31 protein-coding genes and 1 pseudogene are annotated in these 21,957 nt (G+C 69.4%); 14 read left to right on the top strand and 18 right to left on the bottom strand.

From position 1 onward, the window contains the following. Window positions 1-28 precede the first annotated feature (28 nt). Both DL519_RS35290 and DL519_RS35285 read left to right on the top strand, forming a co-directional pair. Complete coding sequence (locus tag DL519_RS35290; protein ID WP_190821276.1) at window positions 29-670, top strand: DUF5753 domain-containing protein; 642 nt, start codon at window positions 29-31, stop codon at window positions 668-670. Then, window positions 663-797, top strand: coding sequence for a DUF397 domain-containing protein (locus DL519_RS35285; RefSeq protein ID WP_190821274.1), 135 nt, complete (start codon window positions 663-665; stop codon window positions 795-797). Before DL519_RS35290 ends, DL519_RS35285 begins: the two co-directional genes overlap by 8 nt. Window positions 798-936: 139 nt before the next feature. Here the strand turns inward: DL519_RS35285 and DL519_RS35280 are convergent, their stop codons facing one another. The 5 genes from DL519_RS35280 to DL519_RS35260 all read right to left on the bottom strand — a co-directional run bounded on the left by DL519_RS35280 (window position 937) and on the right by DL519_RS35260 (window position 6,781). Next, window positions 937-2,640 carry a DUF2339 domain-containing protein gene (locus DL519_RS35280; protein ID WP_223839941.1) on the bottom strand — a complete coding sequence of 568 codons (1,704 nt, stop codon included), beginning with the start codon at window positions 2,638-2,640 and terminating at the stop codon, window positions 937-939. Window positions 2,641-3,221: 581 nt separating this feature from the next. Then, window positions 3,222-3,527, bottom strand: a complete 306-nt coding sequence (locus DL519_RS35275; RefSeq protein ID WP_190821272.1) for a hypothetical protein — start codon at window positions 3,525-3,527, stop codon at window positions 3,222-3,224. Continuing rightward, the gene (locus tag DL519_RS49145) at window positions 3,524-5,992 is read right to left on the bottom strand and encodes a TNT domain-containing protein (RefSeq protein WP_190821270.1); all 2,469 of its coding nucleotides are present in this window, start codon (window positions 5,990-5,992) and stop codon (window positions 3,524-3,526) included. Before DL519_RS49145 ends, DL519_RS35275 begins: the two co-directional genes overlap by 4 nt. 7 nt (window positions 5,993-5,999) lie before the next feature. Further along, entirely contained in the window at window positions 6,000-6,320 is a 321-nt protein-coding gene (locus DL519_RS35265) for a WXG100 family type VII secretion target (protein ID WP_223839940.1), read from the bottom strand. Between the two features lie 2 nt (window positions 6,321-6,322). After that, window positions 6,323-6,781, bottom strand: a complete 459-nt coding sequence (locus DL519_RS35260) for a YbaB/EbfC family nucleoid-associated protein (protein WP_190821266.1) — start codon at window positions 6,779-6,781, stop codon at window positions 6,323-6,325. 279 nt (window positions 6,782-7,060) lie between these two features. Here DL519_RS35260 and DL519_RS35255 point away from each other — a divergent pair, with 279 nt between their 5' ends. After that, window positions 7,061-7,510, top strand: a complete 450-nt coding sequence (locus DL519_RS35255; RefSeq protein WP_190821265.1) for a MaoC family dehydratase — start codon at window positions 7,061-7,063, stop codon at window positions 7,508-7,510. A gap of 274 nt (window positions 7,511-7,784) precedes the next feature. Here DL519_RS35255 and DL519_RS35250 read toward each other — a convergent pair whose 3' ends face one another. From DL519_RS35250 to DL519_RS35235, 4 genes are all read right to left on the bottom strand, one after another. Next, entirely contained in the window at window positions 7,785-8,438 is a 654-nt protein-coding gene (locus DL519_RS35250; protein WP_190821263.1) for an adenosylcobinamide amidohydrolase, read from the bottom strand. Continuing rightward, the gene (locus tag DL519_RS35245) at window positions 8,435-9,400 is read right to left on the bottom strand and encodes a hydroxymethylglutaryl-CoA lyase (protein ID WP_190821260.1); all 966 of its coding nucleotides are present in this window, start codon (window positions 9,398-9,400) and stop codon (window positions 8,435-8,437) included. Before DL519_RS35245 ends, DL519_RS35250 begins: the two co-directional genes overlap by 4 nt. Further along, window positions 9,400-9,921, bottom strand: coding sequence for a PH domain-containing protein (locus tag DL519_RS35240; RefSeq protein WP_190821258.1), 522 nt, complete (start codon window positions 9,919-9,921; stop codon window positions 9,400-9,402). Before DL519_RS35240 ends, DL519_RS35245 begins: the two co-directional genes overlap by 1 nt. Window positions 9,922-9,996: 75 nt before the next feature. After that, window positions 9,997-10,827: a biotin--[acetyl-CoA-carboxylase] ligase gene (locus DL519_RS35235; protein WP_190821256.1), complete on the bottom strand. Its 831-nt coding sequence runs from the start codon at window positions 10,825-10,827 to the stop codon at window positions 9,997-9,999. Between the two features lie 69 nt (window positions 10,828-10,896). Here DL519_RS35235 and DL519_RS35230 point away from each other — a divergent pair, with 69 nt between their 5' ends. The 3 genes and pseudogenes from DL519_RS35230 to DL519_RS49140 form a co-directional block, all read left to right on the top strand. Further along, window positions 10,897-11,238, top strand: a complete 342-nt coding sequence (locus DL519_RS35230; RefSeq protein ID WP_190821254.1) for a HepT-like ribonuclease domain-containing protein — start codon at window positions 10,897-10,899, stop codon at window positions 11,236-11,238. Window positions 11,239-11,460: 222 nt separating this feature from the next. Next, a complete protein-coding gene (locus tag DL519_RS47665; RefSeq protein ID WP_223839939.1) occupies window positions 11,461-12,273 on the top strand; it encodes a CocE/NonD family hydrolase in 813 nt (270 codons plus the stop codon). Beyond that, window positions 12,210-12,344 (top strand): annotated as a pseudogene (locus tag DL519_RS49140) (CocE/NonD family hydrolase C-terminal non-catalytic domain-containing protein); the annotation flags it as partial. The gene DL519_RS47665 and the pseudogene DL519_RS49140, both read left to right, overlap by 64 nt. Window positions 12,345-12,584: 240 nt before the next feature. Here the strand turns inward: DL519_RS49140 and DL519_RS47655 are convergent. Beyond that, window positions 12,585-12,773 carry a trypsin-like serine protease gene (locus DL519_RS47655; RefSeq protein ID WP_223839938.1) on the bottom strand — a complete coding sequence of 63 codons (189 nt, stop codon included), beginning with the start codon at window positions 12,771-12,773 and terminating at the stop codon, window positions 12,585-12,587. Beyond that, complete coding sequence (locus tag DL519_RS47650) at window positions 12,730-13,134, bottom strand: alpha-lytic protease prodomain-containing protein (RefSeq protein ID WP_263399837.1); 405 nt, start codon at window positions 13,132-13,134, stop codon at window positions 12,730-12,732. The genes DL519_RS47655 and DL519_RS47650 overlap by 44 nt, the downstream gene beginning before the upstream one ends. On the opposite strand from DL519_RS47650, the gene DL519_RS47645 reads away from it, so the two are divergent. The 6 genes from DL519_RS47645 (at window position 13,052) to DL519_RS35200 (ending at window position 17,565) form a co-directional block, all read left to right on the top strand. After that, a complete protein-coding gene (locus DL519_RS47645) occupies window positions 13,052-13,447 on the top strand; it encodes a hypothetical protein (protein WP_223840485.1) in 396 nt (131 codons plus the stop codon). The genes DL519_RS47650 and DL519_RS47645 overlap by 83 nt on opposite strands. 477 nt (window positions 13,448-13,924) lie before the next feature. Further along, complete coding sequence (locus DL519_RS35215) at window positions 13,925-14,560, top strand: Maf family protein (RefSeq protein ID WP_190824406.1); 636 nt, start codon at window positions 13,925-13,927, stop codon at window positions 14,558-14,560. Window positions 14,561-14,648: 88 nt separating this feature from the next. Beyond that, complete coding sequence (locus tag DL519_RS50510; RefSeq protein WP_350942021.1) at window positions 14,649-14,729, top strand: putative leader peptide; 81 nt, start codon at window positions 14,649-14,651, stop codon at window positions 14,727-14,729. 172 nt (window positions 14,730-14,901) lie between these two features. Continuing rightward, complete coding sequence (locus DL519_RS35210; protein WP_223839937.1) at window positions 14,902-16,233, top strand: dicarboxylate/amino acid:cation symporter; 1,332 nt, start codon at window positions 14,902-14,904, stop codon at window positions 16,231-16,233. A gap of 754 nt (window positions 16,234-16,987) precedes the next feature. Further along, window positions 16,988-17,311 (top strand): hypothetical protein, encoded by a 324-nt coding sequence (locus DL519_RS35205; protein WP_190821252.1) that lies wholly within the window; start codon window positions 16,988-16,990, stop codon window positions 17,309-17,311. Continuing rightward, window positions 17,311-17,565 carry a hypothetical protein gene (locus tag DL519_RS35200; protein WP_190821250.1) on the top strand — a complete coding sequence of 85 codons (255 nt, stop codon included), beginning with the start codon at window positions 17,311-17,313 and terminating at the stop codon, window positions 17,563-17,565. The genes DL519_RS35205 and DL519_RS35200 overlap by 1 nt, the downstream gene beginning before the upstream one ends. A gap of 52 nt (window positions 17,566-17,617) precedes the next feature. On the opposite strand, the gene DL519_RS35195 is transcribed toward DL519_RS35200, so the two are convergent. The 7 genes from DL519_RS35195 to DL519_RS35175 all read right to left on the bottom strand — a co-directional run bounded on the left by DL519_RS35195 (window position 17,618) and on the right by DL519_RS35175 (window position 20,983). Then, window positions 17,618-18,079: an Imm1 family immunity protein gene (locus DL519_RS35195; RefSeq protein ID WP_190821248.1), complete on the bottom strand. Its 462-nt coding sequence runs from the start codon at window positions 18,077-18,079 to the stop codon at window positions 17,618-17,620. Next, window positions 18,076-18,249: a DddA-like double-stranded DNA deaminase toxin gene (locus DL519_RS50505; RefSeq protein ID WP_397545086.1), complete on the bottom strand. Its 174-nt coding sequence runs from the start codon at window positions 18,247-18,249 to the stop codon at window positions 18,076-18,078. The genes DL519_RS35195 and DL519_RS50505 overlap by 4 nt, the downstream gene beginning before the upstream one ends. Beyond that, complete coding sequence (locus tag DL519_RS35190; RefSeq protein WP_223839935.1) at window positions 18,188-18,823, bottom strand: hypothetical protein; 636 nt, start codon at window positions 18,821-18,823, stop codon at window positions 18,188-18,190. Before DL519_RS35190 ends, DL519_RS50505 begins: the two co-directional genes overlap by 62 nt. 280 nt (window positions 18,824-19,103) lie before the next feature. Then, on the bottom strand, window positions 19,104-19,442 hold the full coding sequence (locus tag DL519_RS35185; protein ID WP_190821247.1) for a hypothetical protein: 339 nt from the start codon (window positions 19,440-19,442) through the stop codon (window positions 19,104-19,106). Then, window positions 19,439-19,744 carry a hypothetical protein gene (locus tag DL519_RS35180; protein ID WP_190821245.1) on the bottom strand — a complete coding sequence of 102 codons (306 nt, stop codon included), beginning with the start codon at window positions 19,742-19,744 and terminating at the stop codon, window positions 19,439-19,441. Before DL519_RS35180 ends, DL519_RS35185 begins: the two co-directional genes overlap by 4 nt. A 135-nt stretch (window positions 19,745-19,879) precedes the next feature. Then, window positions 19,880-20,116 carry a hypothetical protein gene (locus tag DL519_RS47635; protein ID WP_223839934.1) on the bottom strand — a complete coding sequence of 79 codons (237 nt, stop codon included), beginning with the start codon at window positions 20,114-20,116 and terminating at the stop codon, window positions 19,880-19,882. A 63-nt stretch (window positions 20,117-20,179) separates the two neighbouring features. Then, entirely contained in the window at window positions 20,180-20,983 is an 804-nt protein-coding gene (locus tag DL519_RS35175) for a helix-turn-helix domain-containing protein (RefSeq protein ID WP_223839933.1), read from the bottom strand. A gap of 334 nt (window positions 20,984-21,317) precedes the next feature. Between DL519_RS35175 and DL519_RS49135 the strand changes: the two genes are divergently transcribed. Continuing rightward, the gene (locus DL519_RS49135; protein ID WP_263399748.1) at window positions 21,318-21,440 is read left to right on the top strand and encodes a hypothetical protein; all 123 of its coding nucleotides are present in this window, start codon (window positions 21,318-21,320) and stop codon (window positions 21,438-21,440) included. 131 nt (window positions 21,441-21,571) lie between these two features. Then, window positions 21,572-21,949 carry a DUF1707 SHOCT-like domain-containing protein gene (locus DL519_RS35170; protein WP_223839932.1) on the top strand — a complete coding sequence of 126 codons (378 nt, stop codon included), beginning with the start codon at window positions 21,572-21,574 and terminating at the stop codon, window positions 21,947-21,949. Window positions 21,950-21,957 lie beyond the last annotated feature (8 nt).

Raw genomic sequence — 21,957 nt, 5'->3', positions numbered from 1 at the left:
AATCAGCAACGAAACGGGAGGTCGGCCCGTGCGGCAATCCGAAAAACTTTGTCAGCTCGGACTCGGCGTGCAACTTCGGAAGTTGCGGGAAGACGCGCGAATGTCCACCCGTTCGGTGGCCAAAGCCCTCGGGGAACGCGAAGCGGTCGCGATCACCGACGTTCAGGCCTCCCTGATCCCAGGTCTGGCGCACACCGCGGACTACGCCCGGCTGATCCTCGGAAGCGGCGCAACTGCAGGCATCGAGTTAGAGAACAAGGTCGCGACGAGGCTGGGACGACAAGCGGTATTGAGCAGGCCGAGGGCCCCGAAGGTTTCCTTCTTCATTGATGAAGGAGCATTGCGCCGCACGCTGGGAAATCGGCGGGTGCTGCGTGATCAGTTGGAAAAACTGATTATCGAGCAGCGCCGCGACAACGTCGGCATTCGAGTGATCCCGTTCGATCGAGGCCCGAACTCATCCATCAGAGCATCGTTCTCGCTCTACGAACTCGCCAGCGGTAGCCCGTACGTCTTCGTCGAGGTCTACAGCCTCGGGCTCTTCGTCACGGACCCTTCTGAGGTGGCACCGTTTGTGGAAGTCTGCCGATCACTGGACAAGTCGGCGCTGGACGAGGACGAATCCAGCGCGCTGATCAGGAAGATCGCGGAGAGTCTGGACAATGAGTGATTTCAACTGGCGCACGAGCACGTACACGGATAAGTACAACTGCGTCGAGGTGTCGCTGACGTCGGAGGCGACCACCGTGCGGGACTCCAAGGATCCCTACGGCGGAACCCTCGCCTTCAGCAACTGACGCTGGCACAGCTTCTTATCCGCCGTCAAGACCGACCACTACCAGCGCTGAGCTGGACGTGAGTGAACCCGGCGAGGCGCCGCGTTCGGCCGGGTCAGGAACCGTGAGTGCTTTTGGGTGCTATAGCACCCACAAGCACTCACGGGCTTGCGCGGGTTAGGAGGCGGGCGTAGGCGGAGCCTGCCGCCAGGAGGATCAGGCCCGCGCAGAGGAAGGCGATCACCCGGGCGAAGCCGTCCAGGGTTGCCAGGTCGAACAGCAGCAGCTTCGCCAGGGACACCGCGATCAGCACCAGGCCCGCGATCCGTAGGTGCATCACCCGGACTCCCCGCAGCAGCAACGCGATCGCCGCCACCACCCAGCTCAGGGTGATCAGGATGTGGCCGGTTAGGAAGCTCGCCCGTGCGTCGCTCACCAACAGGCACGCCGCCATCGTCGCGCTCGCCGTTCCGTACAGCAGCGCCAGTCCCGATGCCGCCCACAGCGGCAGCGACCCCGGCAGTTCCGCCAGCTTCCCGATCCGAGTCGCCGCGGCCGGCAGGGCCACCGCCACCAGCGCGACCAGCAGTCCGGCCAGCAGGCCGCGGAGCCCGGTGCCGCCGTCGTGCCAGAGGAGCGCGGTGATCGGCAGCTCGTTGAAGAACGCCAGCAGGAACCCGAAGGTCGCGTAGCACGTCGCCCCGAGCAGCACTCCCTGGCTGCGCAACAGGAATCCGCCGACGCCGAGCAGCAGCGCCTCGCACAGCAGCGCCGTTCCCCAGCTCGACGAGTCCAGGAAGCTCAGGGTCGTCTGCACCGCGGCAACCGCCGCCATCCCACCGACCGCGGCAACGAACCGGCCCGACAACCGGTTCCGGAACGCGGGCGTGAACCGCCCGGCCGCCCAGATTCCCACCAGCAGCACGACCATTGCGGTGCCGATCGCGCCCGCCGCCGGACGCTCCAGCATCAGCGGCCCGGTTAGGAAGGCCGGCGTCGGTGCGGCGATGAGCAGACCGATGGCCGTCCCATCCGCATCCGGCCGGGCACCTGCGGTGATCGCCGCGACCGCCACGCCGAGCACCGCGGCGGCGAAGACCGCGACCACGAGCGCGGTGTCGTGAATCCAGATCCCCCGCACGCTCGCTGCCAAAGCAGCCAGCACGGTGGGAACTCCGGCCGCCACCGCGAGGCCAGCCCAACCCCGTCGCACCTGCACCGGGGTCGCCGCGACCTGCAACAGCACTACGAAGCCGACGAGCAGCGAATCCGCCGTCTGCGTGATCAGCGGCGCGCAGATCGCCGAGCTGAGCACCACGCCGAGGGCCAACGGCTGCGCCCGCCACCGATCCGCGAGCGCCAGGCCGGCGACGCTGACCGCGAGGCCGACCCCGAGCCCGGTAGGCACCGGCAGGTAGTCGTAAAGCGCGGTGGCCGCCACCACGTCCAGGAACAATGCGCCGAAACCCGTTGTGGCGAGGGCGAATCCGGCGATTAGACCCGCCCCGCCCGACTCGTCGGCCGCGGACCGGCGATGCATCCACCACCCGGCCGCGACCAGCAGCGCGGCGAGCACCGCGCCACCAGCGACCCGCGCGCCCGGCCCCAACCATTCCTGCTGCACGGCGAGCACCAGCAGGAACACCACGCCCAGCAAGGTCACCCCGGCGCCGACCCAGGCCAGGACGCGGCTCGGTTCCAGGTCCGCGCCGAACCGCTGACGCGCATCCCCAGCCGGGACCTGCGACAACCCCGGATACGGCCGCGGTGCCGCCGGATACTGCATGGCGGCCGGTTGTTGCGAATAAGCCTGATAGTGCTGCGCAGCAGCGATTTGCTGCTCGGGTCCAACCGGATACTGCATGGCGGCCGATTGTTGCGCAGATGCCTGGGCCTGCTCCGCTGCAGATTGTTGCCCGAATCCCGAGTGCTGCTGGCCTGCAACAAAATGCTGCGCGAAGGCCTGGGTTTGTTGCGCAGGTCCAACCGGATACTGCATCGCAGCCGGTTGTTTCGGCGAAGTATGAGTCTCAGCCGCAGCAGGTTCTTGCTCGGATCCCGCCGGATGCTCTGGTGCTGGAGCCTGATGATGCTCCGCAACGTCAGATTGCTGCTCGGACGTGGCTTGATGCGGCTGCGGAACCGGATACTGCTGCGTTGCAGCCTGTTGCTGGTGCGGGAGCTGTTGTGGCGCCTGCAGCTGGGCTTGCACCATGTTGCCCAGGTACGTCAGCCGCTGGCCGATGGCGTGCAACTCACCTGCGACCAGTTGCAGTGCTTCGCCGGGCTGTTGTTGCGACATGGTCCTGAAGTCTGCGCGCACTCCGGCGCACCAGCATCGGTAGCACTACTCAGATGCGATCACAGCTTGATACGGATGCGCACCGAAGCCGGTCGTGAGCCCACAACCAGGCCAGGAACTGCGGAAACCGCGAAACCTCCGGCTCACGCGCGATGTGCGGGGGTGCCCTTCGCGGGCGTGCTGGTGACGTCGACCGGGCCGACGGCCCCGCGCAACGCCTGGGTCCAGGTGAGCCTGCCGAACAGGTAGAAGCACGCCACCTGCTCGCTGGTGAACCGCGCCCAGTCGTAGCGATTCCCCTGCTCGCGCCAGAAGACCTCCCAGGCCGGGGCGCCGTCGACCTCATCGCGCACCAGGCACCAGGCGTCGTCGGCCTCGGCCCCCACGGACACCAGGTCTTCCGGGACGCCCATCGCCACGAGCCAGCCGAGCACGGATTCGGTGTTCACTTCGCGGCCTCCTGCGCCGTCCCGCCATCAGTTGTCGCCGGACCGTCGTCCGCCTCATCGCGCGCGATCCGCAGCTTCGACGCCACGCCGGCCTCGGCCGCCTTGACCTCGACATCGTCCCTGGTGATCCGCTCGGTCGAAGCCACGGCGGTCTTCCCGTCCTCCTCCGAGGTCGCCTCCTCGCGCGGAGAATCGACGGTCGAATCCACCGCCCCTCCGTCTGACACATCCTCGCGGGCGATGCGCAGGGTCGCCGCCTCGGCGACCTCCCGCGCCTTGGTCAGCTCCACCAGGTAACCGAGCCCGACGAGATCGATCAGCGAATAGGTCGCGCGGTAGCGCTTGCCGCCACCGGGCTGCGCGAACCACGGTGCGGCAACGGCCTGCCACACCGGCAGCGGGCGCATGACCCGATACCGCCGGTAGTCGCGCTCGTCATACGAGGCGGGCAACGACCGCTGCGCGAAAGGCGTTGCAGCGGCGAACAAACTGCGGCCGTCGCCGCTGCTCAGGCAGTCGAGCACCGTGTCCGGCTCCAACACCACCGGCTCCGCCGGTTCCACGCCGCCCTCCGGGAACTCCGCCGCCGGCGGCCACGCGTACTCGCTCCGCTCGCCGACGCGTGCCAAGAACCGGCGCTCCCACTCCGGCTCGCTGAGCTCGCCGAGCGGCTCATGGCCCTCGGTGAGCTCCGCGGGCAGCTGCTCGGGCTCGCTCCGCTCGGCCCGATCGCGCTGCGCTGCCGCATAAACCTCGGCCGACCGCGCGCGCTCCAGCGCATCGCTGTCGTCCACCAGGTGCGACTGTGGGTGGTCCTGCGGCGGGAAGCTCAACCCGGGCCGGTCCTCCTCGACCGCCTCCGGCACCGGCAGTTGCCTGCTCGCCTTGCTCGCCGCGACGGGCATGTAGCCGATCGGGAACTGGTGCAGCACGAACGCGACCACATCCGCATTGCGGCTGCCCTGCCGCAACGGGCGCTGCGGCGCGTCCGGCACCACCGGAGCGGGCGGCTGCGCCGGAGCCGGAAGCGGACGCAGCGGAGCGCGCTGCATCGGCTGGTGCGTCTGAGGCTGGTGCGTCTGAGGCTGCGGCGCCTGGGGCTTGTGCGTTTGAGGCTGCGGCGCTTGAGGCGCCTGCGAGCCGGGAGAGCCGAAGGCGATCGGGCCGCGCGGAGCGACCGGCGGCATCGATGGGCGCGCTGCGGCCGCCGGAGGCGGAGCAGCCGACACCGGCGGAGCCCCCGGCGCACCGGGCTGCGCCACGAAGTGGCCACCCGGAGCCGCCGGAGGCGGCGGAGCGAAGCCCTGCGGCGGCGCAGCCGCGCCCGGCAGCGGCGGCTGCGGAGCCTGCGGCGAAGCCCAGGCGGAGTGCACCGCGTGCGGCGCTGTGCTGGAGGCGGGGTCGCCGCCCTCGGGCGTCCAGCCCGAGCGGGCGGAGTCGCCGATCACCGGGATCGGGCCGGTGCCGGCGTCGGCGAGGCCTGGGGCCCAGCCGCCGGGATCGACCTTGACCGGGCCGGTGTGCTCGGCATCGCCCTGCCAGGGACCTGCGGTTCGTGCAACTTCTTCGACAGCGCCGTGCGCACCTGCTGCGACACCCCCAACTGTTCCGTGCGCAGATCGACCGACACCTTCGACCGCGCCCCCGACGTCCCCAACAGTGTCATGCGCGGCCCGGCCGACGCCCCCCGCAACACCACCAACGGTCTCGTGCGCGGTCCGACCAATGCCTTCCGCAGCGCCACCAACGGTCTCGTCAGCGACCCGCCCGACACCGTCAGCGGTCTCGTTGGCGACCCGTCCAACGCCGTCGACAGCTCCATGCGCAGTCTCGCCAACAGCACCGGCCGCCCCGGACACAGCACCGGCCCCGTGGGTCACAGCCGCATCCACTGTGGACGATGCTGCGCCCAGAGCGCCGCCGTCGGCGGACAACAGGCCTTGCGAGCCGTGCGGTTCCACCAGCACGCCGCTGTCCAGGTCCACCGCCGACGTCAGCGTGTTGTGGACCTGCGCCACGTTCGCCGCCGCGCCGTTCAGCGCCGAGTCCAGCGCGGCTAGCGCCTGCGGATGCCCGGCGGCAGCCGCCTGTTCGGCCGCGTCGGTCTGCTTCGCCAGCACCACCAGTTCCCGCACCAGCTGCACTTTCGCCGCGCCGACCTGCTCGGCCGCGTGGTCCAGGCGGTCCGCAGCGGCTCGACACTGCTTGGCCGATGACGGCAGCACCCCGTCGTCGGCGACCAACTTGTCCCAGTCCCGGCGCGCCGCCTGGGCGGCCTCGCCATCGAACGCACCGAGCGCGCCCTGCGCAGTGCCGTCGGCGGCACTGGTGAGCGCCTCGATCGACTTCGCCGCGTCCCGCCACGCCGACGCCGACTCCCGCATCTTGTCCTCGTCGGCTTCCGGCCACTTCGCGCCAGTCCGCGCCGCGACATCCTGGAGTTCGGCGGGAAGTTCGATGCCCATGCGCCGGTCACCCCCGCCCGGCTAGTCGGCCGAGCACGTCGGCGTTGCCGGCGTCGGCCTGCCCGGACGTGGCGACGGTCGCGGCGAACTTCTCGCCCATGTCGCGCAGCCGCCCGGACATCGCACCGAGGTCGTCCAGCGCCTGGTCGGCGCGCCCGCAATGGGTGCGGGCGAAGCTCGCGCCGATTTCGTCGCCGCCCCAGCAGTCACCGGCGACGTCGAGCGCCTCGCGGAGGGTGTCGGCAATCCGCTGCGCCTGCCCGGCGAGGCCGCCGAACTCCCCGGCATGCTTGGTCAGCTGCCCGAGATCACTTCGGAAGCCGCTCATCGTCACCACTTCCGTTCCGCCGGGCCCTGCCGCAACCAGCTCGCATCCGAGAAGTCTTCGTCATCGTCATTGTCGTCGATGCGCCGCGATTCGTTGCGCGGCGCCGAATCCGACGCGCCGTCGGCGTGTCCGCCCAGCAGTAGCTCCGGATCAGTCCCTGCAGGCAGCACCTCGGCGAGCACGTCGGCCGCCCGGCGGGACGCCGCCTGCGCCGCCGCTGCTGTCAGCTGCACGATGGTCGCGGCGAGCTGCGCCGGGCGCTGCCGCTCGTAGACGTCGCCGGAGAGGACCACCTCGCGCAGCACGCCCTGCGGCCCGACCACGACCAGCACGCTGCCGTCCTTGGAGCGAGCGGTCTCGGCGATCGAGGACAAGTCGTGGTGCGTCTCGGCGAGCCGTTCCCGACTGCGCCGGTAGTCCGCCATCAGCTCCGCTACCTGGGCACGGTGGTCGGTCGACACGGCCGCTCCCCTCCCTGTTCGCTGGTGGCTCCGTCACGGGCGCGCGGCGCCCGGCGTCCCGGTCGGCAACGGCAAAGCGGTCGTCCGCGGCCGGTGACCGCAGACTGCACGTCGCGACTTGGACGCACGCCGCTGCGCTGATGGTTCCATGCCGGTCGGGGGATTTTTCGCCCGGCCGACCAGCAGAACCGGATTGTCCGATCCGCCCCGGAATCACCGATCACAGCCTGTGAACACCCTCTCAGCGCGGACCGGGAAAACCGCTGCGACGATGAGACGATGGGCATGATCGCGTACGAAGACCTCACGCCGGGGCGGGTTTTCGACCTAGGCGACGTGGAGGTCGACCGGGCGGAGATGCTGGCGTTCGCCGAGCGCTTCGACCCGCAGCCGTTCCACCTCGACGAGGAGGCGGGCCGGAACTCGGTGCTCGGCGGGCTTTGCGCCTCCGGCTGGTTCACGGCGTCGCTGTGGATGCGCGGCTACGTCGACCACGTGGTGGCCGACTCGACTTCGCAAGGCTCCCCCGGCGGCAACGAGCTGGCCTGGCTCGCGCCGGTGTTCCCGGGCGACGTGCTGCAGCTGAAGATGGAGGTCAACAGCCAGCGTCGGTCGCAGAGCAAGCCGAACCTCGGGCTGGTGGAGATCACCGGAACGGCAGATCGCGGCGAAGAACGAGTCATGCGCTTCACCTTCGTCGCGCTGTTCAGCACCCGAGAGCAGCCCTGAGCGTTTCAGCTGTGCATGAGCCGCGAGCGCTTTAGAGCGCTATCGAGGCTGTCGTGTCCCTGAAGTGCCGAGGCTCTTAACACGCCCTCGCGGGCCCGGGGGACCCCGAACTATCCAGGGCAAAGCCCGTGATGTGTGTGGAGCGAACGGACCATTCACGCCACCTACCGACGTGAACAGGCCGTTCGCTCCACACCAGTGACGCCAGGCGCACCGCCGCGGCACAACGAGTTCTCGCACACGTTCTATAGCGCCCGCAGGTACTCCCGGGTGGTTACCGGTCCGGATCTTCGCGGTGGCGCGGGTGCTGGACACGCAGGCCTGCGGTGACCGCCGCGTGCACCGCGCGCGCCAGCCCGGCGCCGACGCGGGAGCGCGGGCCGCCGTAGGGCTCGGCTTCGCCGTCCAGCGGGCAGAGGACCACCGTCGCGTCCGTGACCGTGCCGGTGCCCGCGACACCCGACTCCACCAGGGCTTGCGCCTTGGCCTCGGCGACCGTCGCGACCGCGTTCACCAGCGCCGCCTCGCTGAGCCGCACCGGGGACCAGCACACCGCGTTGATCGTGCCCGGCGTCCAGGCCTGCGCCGCCGGTTCGCGCGCCGCGGCCCAGATGGGGTGGCTGACGCCGGTTGTCACGCTCGCCTGCACACCGCCGTCGACCGAGGTCACCTCGTGGCGCACGTCGACCGCGGTGAGCAACCCGACGCCGCCGCCGGACAACCCGAGCTCATCGGCCATTTCGGCGACGTGGGCCGCCGGATCGGGATGATCGTAGGCGGTCACCACCGTGGCGTTCAGCACCCACGACCGCGGGCCGATCCCGCCGCCGTGGGTGGCCGACGAGATCGCCAGCCACTGCCGGGCGCAGCGCCAGGCCAGCAGCGGCCGACCGTGCAGCGTGTGCAGCGCCGCGGTCGGCGCGCTCACGAACCCGAAGCCTCGGCTCCCAGGGCCTTGACCACGCGGGACGGGCTAGGTCGGCCGAGCCGCTCGGCCATCCACACGCTGGTCTCCACGAGCTTCCCGAGGTCGACGCCGTGCTTGAGGCCCAGCCCGTCGAGCATCCACACCAGGTCCTCGGTGGCCAGGTTGCCGGTGGCCGACTTCGCGTACGGGCAGCCGCCGAGCCCACCCGCCGAAGAGTCCACTGTGGACACGCCGAGTCGGAGCGCCGCGTAGGTGTTGGCGAGCGCCTGCCCGTAGGTGTCGTGGAAGTGCACCGCCAGCCGGTCCACCCTGACCCCGGCCGCGACGAACGCGCGAACCAGGGCCTCGACGTGCCCGGGAGTCGCCACTCCGATGGTGTCGCCGAGCGACAGCTGCCGGCAACCCATCTCCAGCAGCCGCTTGCCCACCGACACGACCTGCTCGACCGGCACGGCGCCCTCCCACGGGTCGCCGAAGCACATCGAAACGTAGCCGCGCACGGCCAGCCCTTCGCCGACCGCGCGCTGCACTACCGGGTCGAACATCGCGAACTGCTCGTCCAGGCTGCGGTTAAGGTTGCGCTGGGTGAACGTCTCGGTCGCCGCGGCGAAGATCGCGATGTCGCGAACACCCGATTCCAGCGCCCGGTCCAGGCCCCGCGCGTTCGGCACCAGCACGGGGTAGCGCACCCCCGGCGCCCGCTGCAGCCCCGCCAGTAGCTCGGCGGCGTCCGCCAGCTGCGGCACCCACTCCGGGCGGACGAAGCTGGTGGCCTCCAGCACGCCCAGCCCGGCGTCGGCCATCCGCTGCAGGAACTCCAGCTTGACCTCGACCGGGACGACTTCCTTCTCGTTCTGCAGCCCGTCGCGGGCCCCGACCTCCCAGATCGTCACCTCGGTCGGGAGCTCGCCCGGCTCCGGCGAGGCCACCTGCATCGGCAGCCCAAGTTCGCGCGGCCCCATCAGTCGTCCTCCCTGGCGCGGTAGTCCCAGTCGTCCCGCGGGTCGTCGTTGACCTCGCGATACAGCAAGGTGTGCACCCGCTCCACCTGCGGGATGTCGTCGAACTCCAGCGGCTCGTCCGATGCGGATTCGACGACCAGGGTGCCGCAGCCGAGTATGCGGTCCAGCAGTCCGTGCCGGAACCGCACGGAGTTGATGCGGGACATCGGGATGTCGATACCGGTGCGGGTGAACACGCCCTCGCGCACCATCAGTCGGTGCGTGGTCACCACGAAGTGCGTGGTGCGCCAGCGCACTAGCGGGGCGAGCGTGCACCAGATGATCAGGACCGCGCCGACGCCCCCCAGGCCGATCCAGGCGGGCAGGTGCCAGGAGGTGGGCGCGGCCAGCGCCGCCAGGTAGGACCCGCCGCCGACGACCAGGAACAGCACCAGCACCGGAACGATCAGCATCTTCCAGTGCGGGTGCTTGTGCACGACCACGTGCTCGTCCGCGCCGAGCAGGCCGTCTGGGTAGGTCACCGGGTCCCTCCTCAGCCTCTTCGCCGGTTGGCGATCACGTTACCGGCTGGGCTCGTCCGATCACGCGGACATCGGTCAAGCCCGTCGTAGGTGCACCACGTCTCCCGCGGACACCGCGGTGGTGCCGCCGTCGGCGGAGCGGACGACGAGCCGACCGGTCTCGTCGATGTCGGTCGCGACGCCGCGCAGCTGGTCATCCGCGCCGAGTTCGACGCGCACCTGCTGCCCGAGGGTGCTGCACAGCCGCCGGTAGCGGTCCAGCAGACCGCTGGCCACCACGTCCCCGGCCGCGCCCCGCCACCGGTCGTCGACCTCGGCGAACGACGTGAGCAACGCCACCGCGAACTCCTCGCGATCGACCTCGGCGCCCTCGGCCGCCAACGACGTCGCGGGCAGGCCGCCGGCGCCTCGCGGCAGGTCCTCGCGCTGCTGGAACACGTTGATCCCCATGCCGAGCACGATCGCCATGCCGTCCGGACCGGCCACCGCCTCGGCCAGGATCCCAGCACCTTTCGACCACTCGCCGCCGTCGCCGAGCAGCAAGTCGTTGGGCCACTTCAGCGTGGCGGGGACCCCGGTCGCGCGGTCGACGGTCTCGGCCAACGCGACCCCGGCGATCAGCGGCAACCAGGCAATCGCGGCCTGCGGTACCTTCGGCCGCAGCAACACGCTCAGGAACAAGCCGTGCCCGCGCGGCGACGCCCACTGCCGCTGCATCCGCCCGCGCCCGGCATGCTGCTCCTCGGCGATCAGCACGGTCCGGTCGGAGGCACCCCGCCCGGCGGCGGCTACCAGATCGGTGTTCGTCGACCCGGTGGTGGTCACCACGTCGAGCGCGGCAAAGGGACCGCCGTCGACCAACCGAGCGCGCAACCGCTCGCCATCCAGCAAAACCGGAACACCCATCACCCCAGCCTATGCCGCGGCTGGATCCAGCGGTCTTGGGACGATGGTCGCCGCTGGGAGGAGGCCGAATTGGGTTCGATTGATTCGTCCGTGCCGCTGCGAGCCATCGTGCGCGGCTGCGAGATGATCCTGCAGTTCGCACCGGCGGATCGATCCGACCTGGATTCCGAGATCGTCGAGGCTGCGCTCGCCCAGTGCCTGATCACCATGGGCGACGCTGGCAGTGATCTTCCTGTCTCGTTCCGGGCGGAGAACGATCACATCCCCTGGACTGACATGATCGCGCTCCGCGATCGGCTCAGGCATCGCTACTGGGGGACCACGGCTGATCTGCTCTGGTCCGAGGCGCTGGCGATTCCCGGACTCCTGCCCCAGCTCAGGGCGATCCTGGAGTCCGCCGAGGGGCGGTAGGGCGGTGCCCACTTTCGGCTGTGCACAGCGTTGATCTTGGGCCTAATTTGGCTCCACCTTCGAGACCTTCTCGGCGGTGGGCGCTGTGGGGAGAAATCGCTGGTGGGCGTTGCCGTGCGCGGAGCTGGTGCTGCTCGGCGCCGCTCCGGTCGCCGCCGCGGAGCAGGTGCGGGACGGGTGGAGCCAGCCGGTCTTCGGCGCCGAATCGGCCCGGGAGACCGTTTGGGTGGAGACCGGGCCGGACGGCGACCGCGACGGTACGACTACTACCGCTCCGACGACGTGTCGTTCGGGTTCGACCCGGTGGCCCTGGCCCAGAGCGCCGAGGAGGGTGGCCGCCCGGATTGCGGCCCGGTCAAGCAGGAGCTGACCGACGGCGCCCCGGCCAACGGCGACGTGACTCCACTGTGGACCGAGCAGGACTACGTGCCGAACGCCGACCGGGTGACCGCGAGCGTGTTCGCCGTGCACGGCCTGGGAGACCTGAACGCCAAGACCATCCAGTTCGGGCAGTGGTGGGACGCGCTGGCCGCGCGGGACGTGTCGCGCAAGCTGTGGCTGAGCCAGACCGGGCACGTCGACCCGTTCGACTTCCGCCGCGCCGAGTGGGTCGACATCCTGCACCGCTGGTTCGACCACTGGTTGCTCGGGGTCGACAACAGGATCACCGAGGAACCGGCCGCCAGCATCGAACGCGCACCCGACACCTGGGCCGACGAGCCGGGCTGGTCCTGCGAACAGGCGGAGCCCACGGCCCTGCACCCACGCGAGGACGGCTCGGCCCGCAGCCGGCACTCGGCGGGACCGCGTCCTTCACCGACGATCCTTCGCTCGACGAGTACGACTGGGCGCATGCTGCAAACGGAATCGTGCTGGGGAGAGAGCCGTCTGGGCGACACGCCTGCTACAAGGACACCGAGGCCACCACCGCTGACGTGGACTTCGAGATCATCGCCCGTGGCTGGGCCGACCTGGCCAACCACGAGTCGCTGGCGGCGGAGAAGCCGCTCGAACCGGGCAAGCCGTACACGATGACGTTCCGCATGGCCACCACCGATCACGTCGTCCCCGCGGGACACCAGTTGGCGCTGATCATCGGCGGCACGGACAGCGCGTTCATCGTCTCGCCCCGGCAACCCGGCCAGATCGGGTTGGACCTGGCGCAGAACTCGGTGACCTTGCCGGTCGTCGGCGGACTGCCCGCCGTGGCGGCGGCCGGGGCCGGTAAGCCGACGGTCCGCCCCGGACCGCTTCCCGCCGCGCCCGGACGCCCACCTCAACCGGGACGTGCCGCGGTCGTGAACGCGCGACCTGGCTGGATGCTGCGCACTCGCGCCCCCAACGGATCAGCCCGTGACCAGTCGGAGGCCGTGGGCGTTCCGGGCTTCCTGCACCGGCTGGAAGTACGTCGTCCCGCCGGAGGTGCAGTCCCCGGAACCGCCCGAGGTCATGCCCTGAGCCTGGTTCCCGCCGATGAACGACCCACCGGAGTCACCCGGCTCGGCGCAGACGTTCGTGCGGGTCAACCCGTTCACCGCGCCGGGAGTAGCGCGGTCTGGTTGGTCGCCTGCACCGATCCGCAGTACCACCCGGTAGTCGAACCAAACCAGCAGATCGACGAACCGACCGGTGCCACCGTCGCCCCGGAAACCACGCGGGCGTAGCCGTTGTACATGTTCGCCCAAGGCCGCGGGTTCCAGTTGGAGTTGGCCGAAACCCGCGCGTGGTCGTTGCCGGGGAACGACGATCCCTGGAACGTGCCCATCGCGACCTGGGTTGTACCCGAGACCGAGGTGCCTGCGGTACCGCAAGCGTGCGGTCGACCGACACGAGGACCGCGTTCTCCCCCGCGTCCACGTACCACCCGGGGACGGCGCGCGGCGCGGACGCCTCCATTCCGTCCAATGTGGACTTCGCGGCTACCGGCTCCCGCTCGTCGTTGGCCATCAGCACCGCGTCGGCGCCGGAACCGCGCACGACCTCCCCCGCGCCGCTGTCGGTCCCCGCGACGACGAGCTCGCCGCGCGCGGCGTTGAAGGCGGAACCGGCGAACGCGTCGCCCGCCAACTGGCGCTGCGCCGCACCGAGCCGCATCGCGTCGGCCTCCTGCGCCAACCTGTCCTGGGCCTGCTCCGCGGTGAGCCCGAAATCGCGCCCATCGCCGCGAGGAGGTCCGGGGACACCTGGTCCGAGGCCGGTGCGGCACTAGGCGTGCACCAGGCGGGACCGCCACCGCGGCGAGCGCGCCCGCCGCACCAGGGCCCTCCGATCCACCGAGTGGTTCTTCTCCGACTCATAGTCGTCTCCCTCCATCCATGTGCGGGGATCACCCGTGCACGACCCCGGCGGTGCGAGTGCGCGGGAGCTCGGGGTCCCGTCCTGCGGCCGGGGTGAGGTGACGCGCGGCACCGCCCGGTGATCAGCCGAGACGATGGCGGGAAGAGCGCCGGAGGTTCTGAACCGGCCCGCTCGCGATACTGCGGTCCAGGCAAAGACATTAAGGAATTTCGCACCGAACCGGACGTCTCTGTCCGGAGCATCCTCAACCGCCGAAAGACCCGCCCCGGAACTAGAAGAGGTCGTGAGCTGGCACCTCGACCCGGGCTCGCCGCTCGCGTTCGGTGGACTCCGCCTCCGGGGCGGAACCGCAGCCGCGTCGGCAACAGCAAGCACTAGCATCGGCGGTGTGCGCTTCGTGCTTGCTTCCGCTTCGTCCGCCCGCCTTTCCGTGCTGCGCTCCGCCGGGATCGAGCCGCTGGTCCAGGTCTCCGGCGTCGACGAGGACGCAGTGGCAGCGGCCTTGCCCGATCCCAGCCCGGCCGAGCTGGTCAGCGCGCTCGCTCAAGCGAAGGCAGAAGCCGTGGTCGCCGACATAGCCGCAGCCGAACCGAACGCGGTGATCGTCGGCTGCGACTCGATGCTGCTCATGGCGCACGGGGAGATCGTCGGCAAGCCGGGCACCCGCGAGGCCGCTGCGAAGCGATGGGCGCAGAACGCCGGGAGCAGCGGGGAACTGCTGACCGGGCACGCCATCGTCCGACTCCAGGACGGCGAGATCAGCGCGCGCGCCCAGGGACACCTGAGCACCACCGTGCGGTTCGGCGAGCCGACCGAAGCCGAGCTCGACGCCTATCTGGAGACCGGCGAACCGCTGCACGTGGCAGGCGGTTTCACGCTCGAAGGCTTCGGCGGCTGGTTCATCGAAGGCGTGGACGGCGACCCGTCCAGCGTGCTCGGGATCAGCCTGCCGCTGACCCGCAAACTCCTCGCCGAGGTCGGCGTCAGCGTCGTGACGCTGTGGAGCCCACCGAACACCGAGTGACTTCGGTTCCCGCCACCCAAGTGAATACGAACACAATTCGGTTACCTCTGGATGGGTTTTCCCGCGCGCGCGGTTACAAATATTCGCAATGGGAACCCTCCGACGGCTGTACCTGACTTCTCGCCTGCACGTCGATCTGCGACGGCAGGCCAGCTCCGTCTGTCTGTGATCGGGCGTTCGGCCCCGCGCTAGCGGCTGCCCCCGGCGAGCGGCGAATCCGCTCCCCACCACGCGCACAACTCGTACCACCTGTACGAGTCCGCGACCAGCACCGCTGCGCAGAACGAGCCTGGAAACCCCTTCCTCCTCGAAACCTTCCTCCGCCACCTCGGGAGATCCCTGTGTCCACCACCGCTGGCAGATCACGCCTGCGTTTCAACCCCAAGCTCTTCGCCGTGGCGGTCATCGCCTCGCTGGTGCTGGGCGCGCTGCTGGGCTGGATCGCCAAGCGAACCGATGCGGAATGGCTCGTCACCACGCTGGACACCATCGGCAGCACGTTCACGAAGCTGCTGACCTTCACGGTGCTGCCGCTTATCTTCACGGCGATCGTGGTGGGCATCACCAGCCTCCGCGGCGTCGGCGGCGGTCGGGCCGCGGCGCGACTCGGCGGCAAGACGGCCCTGTGGTTCGCCATCACTTCGCTGATCGCCGTGGTGATCGGCCTGGTGATCGGCTGGCTGTTCCAGCCCGGCCGCGGCCTGGTCATCGAGCCCGACCCGGACAAGCTCGCATCCATCGGCAAGAAGACGAGCGGCTCCTGGCTGGACCTGATCACCGGCCTGGTGCCGAGCAACCTGATCAGCGCCTTCGCCGAGGGCGAGACGCTGCAGGTGGTGTTCGTCGCGCTGATCATCGGCGCCGCCGCCTACAGCCTGGGCGACAAGGCCGCCCCGTTCGTCGACTTCAACAAGGCCGCCTTCGAGGTCATCCAGCGCGTGCTGGGCTGGATCATCCGGCTCGCTCCGCTGGGCACCCTCGGCCTGATCGGCAACGCGGTCGCCAGCTACGGCAACGACTTCTTCGTGCCGCTGCTGAAGCTGATCGGCTCCACCTACGTGGCCTGCGCGCTGGTGCTGTTCGCGGTGTACCCGCTGCTGCTGGCGCTCGTGGCCAAGGTCAGCCCGATCCGGTTCTTCGCCAAGTCCTGGAACGTGCTGCAGTTCGCGTTCGTGTCCCGGTCCTCCGGCGCCAGCCTGCCGCTGAGCCGGCAGACCGCCCAGGACCTCGGCGTGCCGCCGTCCTACGCGAACTTCGCGGTGCCGCTGGCCAGCACCACCAAGATGGACGGCTGCGCCGCGATCTACCCGGCCGTCGGCTCGATGTTCATCGCGAACCTCTTCGGCATCCAGCTCGGCCCGGTGCAGTACCTGACGATCATCGCCGTCGCGGTGTTCGGCTCGATCGCCACGGCCGGCGTCACCGGCTGGTTCACCATGCTGACGCTGACGGTCGCCGCGCTGGGCTTCCCGCCCGAGGTGGTGGCCACCGGCATCGCCATCGCCTACGCGGTGGACCCGATCATGGACATGGCGCGCACCGCCACCAACGTCGCGGGCCAGCTCGTCGTCCCGGTCGTGGTGGCCCGCAGCGAGGGCCTGCTCGACGACGAGGTGCTGGCCAAGCCGAGCACCCCGCTGCTCGACGACGCCAGCAACCTGGTCAAGGCCTGACCCGACGCCGAGAATCCGGTGTTCAACGGCGTTGAACACCGGATTCTCGCATTGTTGGCGGACGGTTCACGAACCCCGGAACCTGGTGGTGAGGTCCCCGATCGGAGGTCCGCCGAACGTAGGATGGGGGTGTGGAAAACGGTCGACGGGGCAAGGACCTCCGGATCGGCGATCCCGAGCGGGAGAGCGCGATGCGGCTGCTCGACGAACACTTCTCCGCCGGCGCCCCACACCCTTCACCGGGGTGCGGGGCGCGTTCGTCGTTTCCGGGGCGGTCAGATGGTTAGGCTCCATTGATACTTGCCGTGTGGTTCATCGATCCACACCCATTGGGTATCCGCAGTGACGGTGAGACCCAGCCGCGACCAACTGGGGCTGCCGAGGTCGCGCCAGAGCTCATGGGCCCGCTCGACGATTGACCACAGCGGCGTCGGCCCGTGCTCGACCAGTGGCCAGGATCCAATGCTGGTGGCGGTGAGCGAGATCTCGACCGTGGATCCGTCCGCTGCGGTGAGGGTGGCAGCCGTGGGCTGCCAAGCGCGCGGCCACCGCGAAACCTCCGTGACCGGGAAGATCGACCCCGGCCGCGTGGACCTCAACCAGTTCCGCCGCGATGTCGCGGCCGCTTCCCAGGAGGACGACTTGACCCCCGAACAGGACGCGATCCCGCGCCGCATCGACAACGAGCTGATAGGTCGATGGAAGGACGGCAAGCCGTCCGGCTGGGGCACGCTCGCTCACCGGCCCGTGGACCATGGTCGCGATGCTGGTGGACCTGCACAACGCGCTGCTGTCCGAGCAGCCCAGCCGCTACCCCGGCAGCAAGGTCAAGGTCAGCGCGGTCAACGCGATCCGCGACAACAACGGTCTCATCTACCAGCTCCCGGCGATGATCGCCGCCGCTGGGCAAGCGGACCCGGCGAAGGTCGCCGCTGCGCTGCGCCCGGTTCTGGCCGATGTTGTCGACCCGGTCGTGGCCGAGTCGGTGCGTGCCGCGCTCGGTGAGGACAACACCGCGCAGGCCGACGCGATCGTCACCGAACTGGCGCAGCGCCTCGCCGGGAAGGACGCTGCCTGATGTCCGACCAGTTCACCGCGTGGCTGCGCACGATTGTTCCCGCCGCCTGGTCCGCGCTGATCGCCTGGCTGATCAACGCCGGCGCCCCTGGCTGGCTCACCGATCCGCTCGGTGACGCGCAGGACGTGATCGTGGTGCCGCTGGTGCTCGCCGTCGTGTATGCCGGGCTCCGCAAGGTTGAGCCGCACCTCCCGCCGTGGGCGACCCGCGTTCTGCTCGGCTCCAACACGCCACCCACGTACCCGACCGAGTAGCAACGCGCCCTGCACCCTTCACCGGGTGCGGGGCACATTCGGCGTTTTCGGGTCAGTACCACTCGCCGGGTTGCCACTGCACGCACGTCGGCCGCGCCCCGGTACGGCAGTACTCGGCGATGGCCTCGCGCACCCTCTCCAGCGGCAAGGACGCTGAGGCCGGGAACCACAGGTCACCCACCGGATCGAACAACAGGGCCGGAGTTTCCTCGGTGGCGTCCGGGTTGAGCGAGTCGACCAGGGCACCGGCCGGGGCTCCGGGATGCATGTAGTTGAGCACGCCCCACCTGGTGGTTCGGTTGGTCGTGATGCGCAGGCGTCCTCGCGGGAACTCGTGAATTCTGCCGTCGTCGGACTGGCGGCAGGGACGATCCCACACATATACCTGCGAGTACTGCACGGGTGCTTCGGTGACGATCGCATTGACGAGGTTGCGTACTTCGTCGGGAGCCTGCGCGTAACGGAACTCGTGGCCAAGGATGCCCGTGACCACAGGCAGCACCTCGGTTTTCATGGTCTGGCCTCTCCCTGGATCTCAATCGGTCGATCGCGGCCCGGTGTCCACACCACGAGCACCGAACCACGGGGCAGGATCGCGCGCACTGCCGCTTCGCAGTTCTGGTCACCGGGGCACATGCGATTGTTGACGACTACGACACCGTACGTCTGCCCCGATTCCTTCATCATTTCGGCGTATTTTGCCCTCGACGTGGGTGAACACCGCTGGGGCGCCGCGACTGTCGGACGGCGGAAACACGTCGGAGTTGTGCAGCGTCAGCCGCACGCACTCGGAGATGTCCTCCCGGCCGCTGGTGATGCGGAACTCGGTGCCGTCGCGGTCGTAGCCGAAGCCTGTCGTCTGTCCGCCTTCCCAGCGGGGTAGTCGCTTGCGCGCCTGCTCGACCCACCGTCGGTCGTGGGAGGCGTCTGTAGGTATCCGGCCCGCGGTTGAGGGATGTGCGGCGCTGGGCGGGCTTTTGTCGACCGCCTGCTGGACTTCCAGACCTCGGCGGTAGGTGGTGATCAGCTCGATCACGCAGGTTGCCGCCTGGTAGGCGTGGATCAACTCGTCGCTGGTCGGCTCCACCGCCGCGAGGACTTCCAGTGCCGCCGCGTCGGCGGTGCCTTCCAGCGCGAACCCCAGGACTTCACCGGCTTCATCGCAGGCGTCCTGTGCGGCGGTGAGAAGGCCGAGGGCGGCCGTGATCCGATCAACCACCTGCGCCAATGCCTGATCGAGATCACTGACCGCCGACACGCCGTCCCCCTCTTGAAGTTCGCCGCGCCGGATAGCGTGGCAGGTCCCCCGGCGCGGTGGGGCCGGTTGCGGCGCACTGCCGCTCGTCGTCCCAGCTACGGCCGCCATGTCGGGTCGGTCGGCCGTTCCGCGCCGGGGAGCTGGGGTGGATGGTCAGACGACGTCGGGGGGCTTCCGTCGCCTGACCATCCGTGTACCTGGCCGACCTGTAGGCGACGGCGCAGGCACGTGGTTGCGGTGAGAACACCGGTCGGGATCGGCAGCGGCATTCCCACCGGGCCTACAGGCGTTGCAGGGCGGCAAGCAGCCGCCGCAGCATTCCGGGGTGCCGCGCCATCGCTTCCCGGTCATCGACCGGCAAACCAGACTCGATTAGTGGCAGGTGCCGGGTTTCCTCGAGGGCGAGCGCATCGGCCAGATCGCCGCGCATTACGACCGGCTCGCGGAGCCGATGCCGGCCATGTCCGCGCGTCTCGGCCTCCACCCGCGCGACCAGATAGGCAACCGTCAACGCACCCTCGCCGCTACCGGCGTGCCGCGCCGGGGCGTAGTAGAACGTCGCCCACAGCGCGAGCACGCCAACCCCGAGAAGCCCGCTCGCAACCACCGCGGCGATCATCGGTCGGCCCGTTCCAAATCGATCACCAGTCCCCGACAGTGGTTGCCGCCGGCGCGCAGTGCCGCGGCGAGATTGTCCAAGTAGCCGGCCAGGAGCTCACGGTCGGCGGCGTCGTACCGGCCCGCCTCCAAGTCGTCGACGGCGAGGCCCAGCGCAGTGATCGCGCCCCGCGTCATCTGCCCGAGCTGCCGGAAATCCGAGGTCACCACGACACCGGCCCCGCGGTGCCGGACACCACGCCAGGTGTCGGGATTGCGCGGCGCGCCGGTCGGGTAGCCACTCGCGGTTTCCTGACGCGCCACCACAGGTAGAAGCCGGTGCCGAATAGGACGGCCCAGACGAGTACGTCGGCGAGGATCAACAGCGGTTGCGGCATGCCAACAAGATCGCCCGAGAATCGGGCGAGATATTGCCTACGTGGCAAACACCCGTATGGGCTACACGTGCATTCCTGCCCGATAAGCCAGGCCGCGCAACTCGCGGCCAACAGCATCACGCTTGGCCTTGACGACCAGCTCAGCGACCGTTGAGCGGGTGAACGGGTGCCGATGAACATGCTCAGGCGAGATGCATTCGGCCCGCCGCAGCATCATTACCGCGTCGTCGTTCTTCTTCGGTAGACGCGCCAGCGCCCGGCCGCGCTCACGCCAGTAGACCGCCTGTCGCGCCCGCACGGTCAGAGCGGCAGGGTTGACCGTCTCGGCCGATTGCTGCAGCCTCGGCGTGCTCGCCGACTTCTAACGCGCCCTGCATTCGCCACACGGCCACATTGGACGGACCGAAGCCGAAACCGAGCATGTTCGTCTCGCCGGTTCGCTCTGCCAACTCTGCCGCATATTCCAGCGCCGCGAATCGTTCCGCTTGATCCTTCCTCGCCGCTGACACCAGCGATGAGGCCAGGCAAGTGACCCGGCTAACTGCATGTCCGCAACGCTGATCAGCGGGAATTCAACCGTGTCGAGAGTCTGCGAGGCGAGGTCGAATGCGCCGGCGGACAGCAGCCCGAGCGCCGTTCCGTACGCACCCACAGCCAGCGAAACCGGCTCGGCAAGTCGCTCGGCGGCCTGCCGCGCCAGCGTTGCCGCCTGCCATGACAGATCCATCGGGGCACCGACCGTCGCCAACCATGCTTGCGTGCCCTGCATGTGGGCAAGCGTCAGCAACCGCAGCACGTCCGGCTCGTGGCGGTGCGCATTCGCCGTCGAGTGCAGATCTCGAATCAGCGACGGCAAAGCCGCGCCGACCACATCGTTGCCAGCGTCGTTTTGCGCCCCCAGAACACTCTGGACACGTGCCTGCAGGTGTTCGATCGGCTGTACCGCGCCACGCGGCTCGTCAAGGCTCACAGCAAGCAGCGTCAACCGGATCTCTGTCAATGCTCGGTCGTCATCGGGTTCGCGGGGGATCGGCAGTGCTGATCCAGTGATCTCGCTTGGCGCGACTTCCAGCGCGTGGGCGAGCGCCACGATCAACGAACGCCGGTCAAGCGCACGTTCGCCAGATTCGAGGCGCGAGAGGTACGAGGGCGAGATCCCCGCCAACCCGCGATCACTGCGAGGGATTTACCGCGAGCTTTGCGGATCTCGCGGAGTGTCTTCCCGAGTGCTTCAACCATGGGACCTACTTCGCCGAGTTGTTCTCGTCGCCGCGCCCCTGGGGAGCTACCCCAGGGGCTTCAATCTCGGCGAAGAGGTGATGTTGAGCGTAGCGAGAAACCCGATCAGGTGGCGAGGCTCCCCGACCGGTTCGCCAGCTGACGAACACAACGAAGCGCCCGCCCGGTAGTGAACTGGTACCGGCCGGGCGCTCTCCATTTCCTCTGGGGTTAGCCCTTCGAGGCGTGATCCAATGTGACCGGTACAGGGTCTAAGCAAAATGTCCAGCCAGCTCGTCGTCCCGGTCGTGGTGGCCCGCAGCGAGGGCCTGCTCGACGACGAGGTGCTGGCCAAGCCGAGCACCCCGCTGCTCGACGACGCCAGCAACCTGGTCAAGGCCTGACCCGACGCCGAGAATCCGGTGTTCAACGGCGTTGAACACCGGATTCTCGCATTGTTGGCGGACGGTTCACGAACCCCGGAACCTGGTGGTGAGGTCCCCGATCGGAGGTCCGCCGAACGTAGGATGGGGGTGTGGAAAACGGTCGACGGGGCAAGGACCTCCGGATCGGCGATCCCGAGCGGGAGAGCGCGATGCGGCTGCTCGGCGAACACTTCTCCGCCGGGCGCCTCGACGTCCACGAGTACGACGAGCGCTGCCAGCAGGTCGCGACCGCCCGGTTCCGCTCCGAACTGAACGCGCTGTTCGAGGACCTGCCCGAGCCGTGGCCGAGCTCCCCGCCGCAGCAGACGCCCGCCGCCCGAACGGCGATGCCCCCGGCCGCCGGGAAGATCGTCCTGGCCATCTGCGCGGCGATCATGGTCATCTTCCTGGTCGTGGTCGCCCGGCAATTGGCCCCGATCCTGCTGATCCCGCTGATCGCCGTCCTCTGGCTCTCCTGGCGTCGCTGATCGACGCC

Origin of the sequence: Saccharopolyspora pogona (assembly GCF_014697215.1) — a bacterium.
Lineage (GTDB): Bacteria > Actinomycetota > Actinomycetes > Mycobacteriales > Pseudonocardiaceae > Saccharopolyspora > Saccharopolyspora hattusasensis.
The sequence above is the reverse complement of the archived record's forward strand: the minus strand, read 5'-3'. Positions and strand labels throughout refer to the sequence as shown.

Bases quoted from the DNA above. Each gene is read 5' to 3' on its own strand.
- DL519_RS35285 (WP_190821274.1), top strand. From the start codon at position 663: ATGAGTGATTTCAACTGGCGCACGAGCACGTACACGGATAAGTACAAC.
- DL519_RS35280 (WP_223839941.1), bottom strand. From the start codon at position 2,640: ATGCAGTATCCGGTTGGACCCGAGCAGCAAATCGCTGCTGCGCAGCAC.
- DL519_RS49145 (WP_190821270.1), bottom strand. From the start codon at position 5,992: ATGGGCATCGAACTTCCCGCCGAACTCCAGGATGTCGCGGCGCGGACT.
- DL519_RS35265 (WP_223839940.1), bottom strand. From the start codon at position 6,320: ATGAGCGGCTTCCGAAGTGATCTCGGGCAGCTGACCAAGCATGCCGGG.
- DL519_RS35255 (WP_190821265.1), top strand. From the start codon at position 7,061: ATGGGCATGATCGCGTACGAAGACCTCACGCCGGGGCGGGTTTTCGAC.
- DL519_RS35245 (WP_190821260.1), bottom strand. From the start codon at position 9,400: ATGGGGCCGCGCGAACTTGGGCTGCCGATGCAGGTGGCCTCGCCGGAG.
- DL519_RS35235 (WP_190821256.1), bottom strand. From the start codon at position 10,827: ATGGGTGTTCCGGTTTTGCTGGATGGCGAGCGGTTGCGCGCTCGGTTG.
- DL519_RS47650 (WP_263399837.1), bottom strand. From the start codon at position 13,134: ATGGAGGCGTCCGCGCCGCGCGCCGTCCCCGGGTGGTACGTGGACGCG.
- DL519_RS50510 (WP_350942021.1), top strand. From the start codon at position 14,649: ATGGGAACCCTCCGACGGCTGTACCTGACTTCTCGCCTGCACGTCGAT.
- DL519_RS35205 (WP_190821252.1), top strand. From the start codon at position 16,988: ATGGTCGCGATGCTGGTGGACCTGCACAACGCGCTGCTGTCCGAGCAG.
- DL519_RS35200 (WP_190821250.1), top strand. From the start codon at position 17,311: ATGTCCGACCAGTTCACCGCGTGGCTGCGCACGATTGTTCCCGCCGCC.
- DL519_RS35195 (WP_190821248.1), bottom strand. From the start codon at position 18,079: ATGAAAACCGAGGTGCTGCCTGTGGTCACGGGCATCCTTGGCCACGAG.
- DL519_RS50505 (WP_397545086.1), bottom strand. From the start codon at position 18,249: ATGAAGGAATCGGGGCAGACGTACGGTGTCGTAGTCGTCAACAATCGC.
- DL519_RS35185 (WP_190821247.1), bottom strand. From the start codon at position 19,442: ATGATCGCCGCGGTGGTTGCGAGCGGGCTTCTCGGGGTTGGCGTGCTC.
- DL519_RS49135 (WP_263399748.1), top strand. From the start codon at position 21,318: ATGTCCAGCCAGCTCGTCGTCCCGGTCGTGGTGGCCCGCAGCGAGGGC.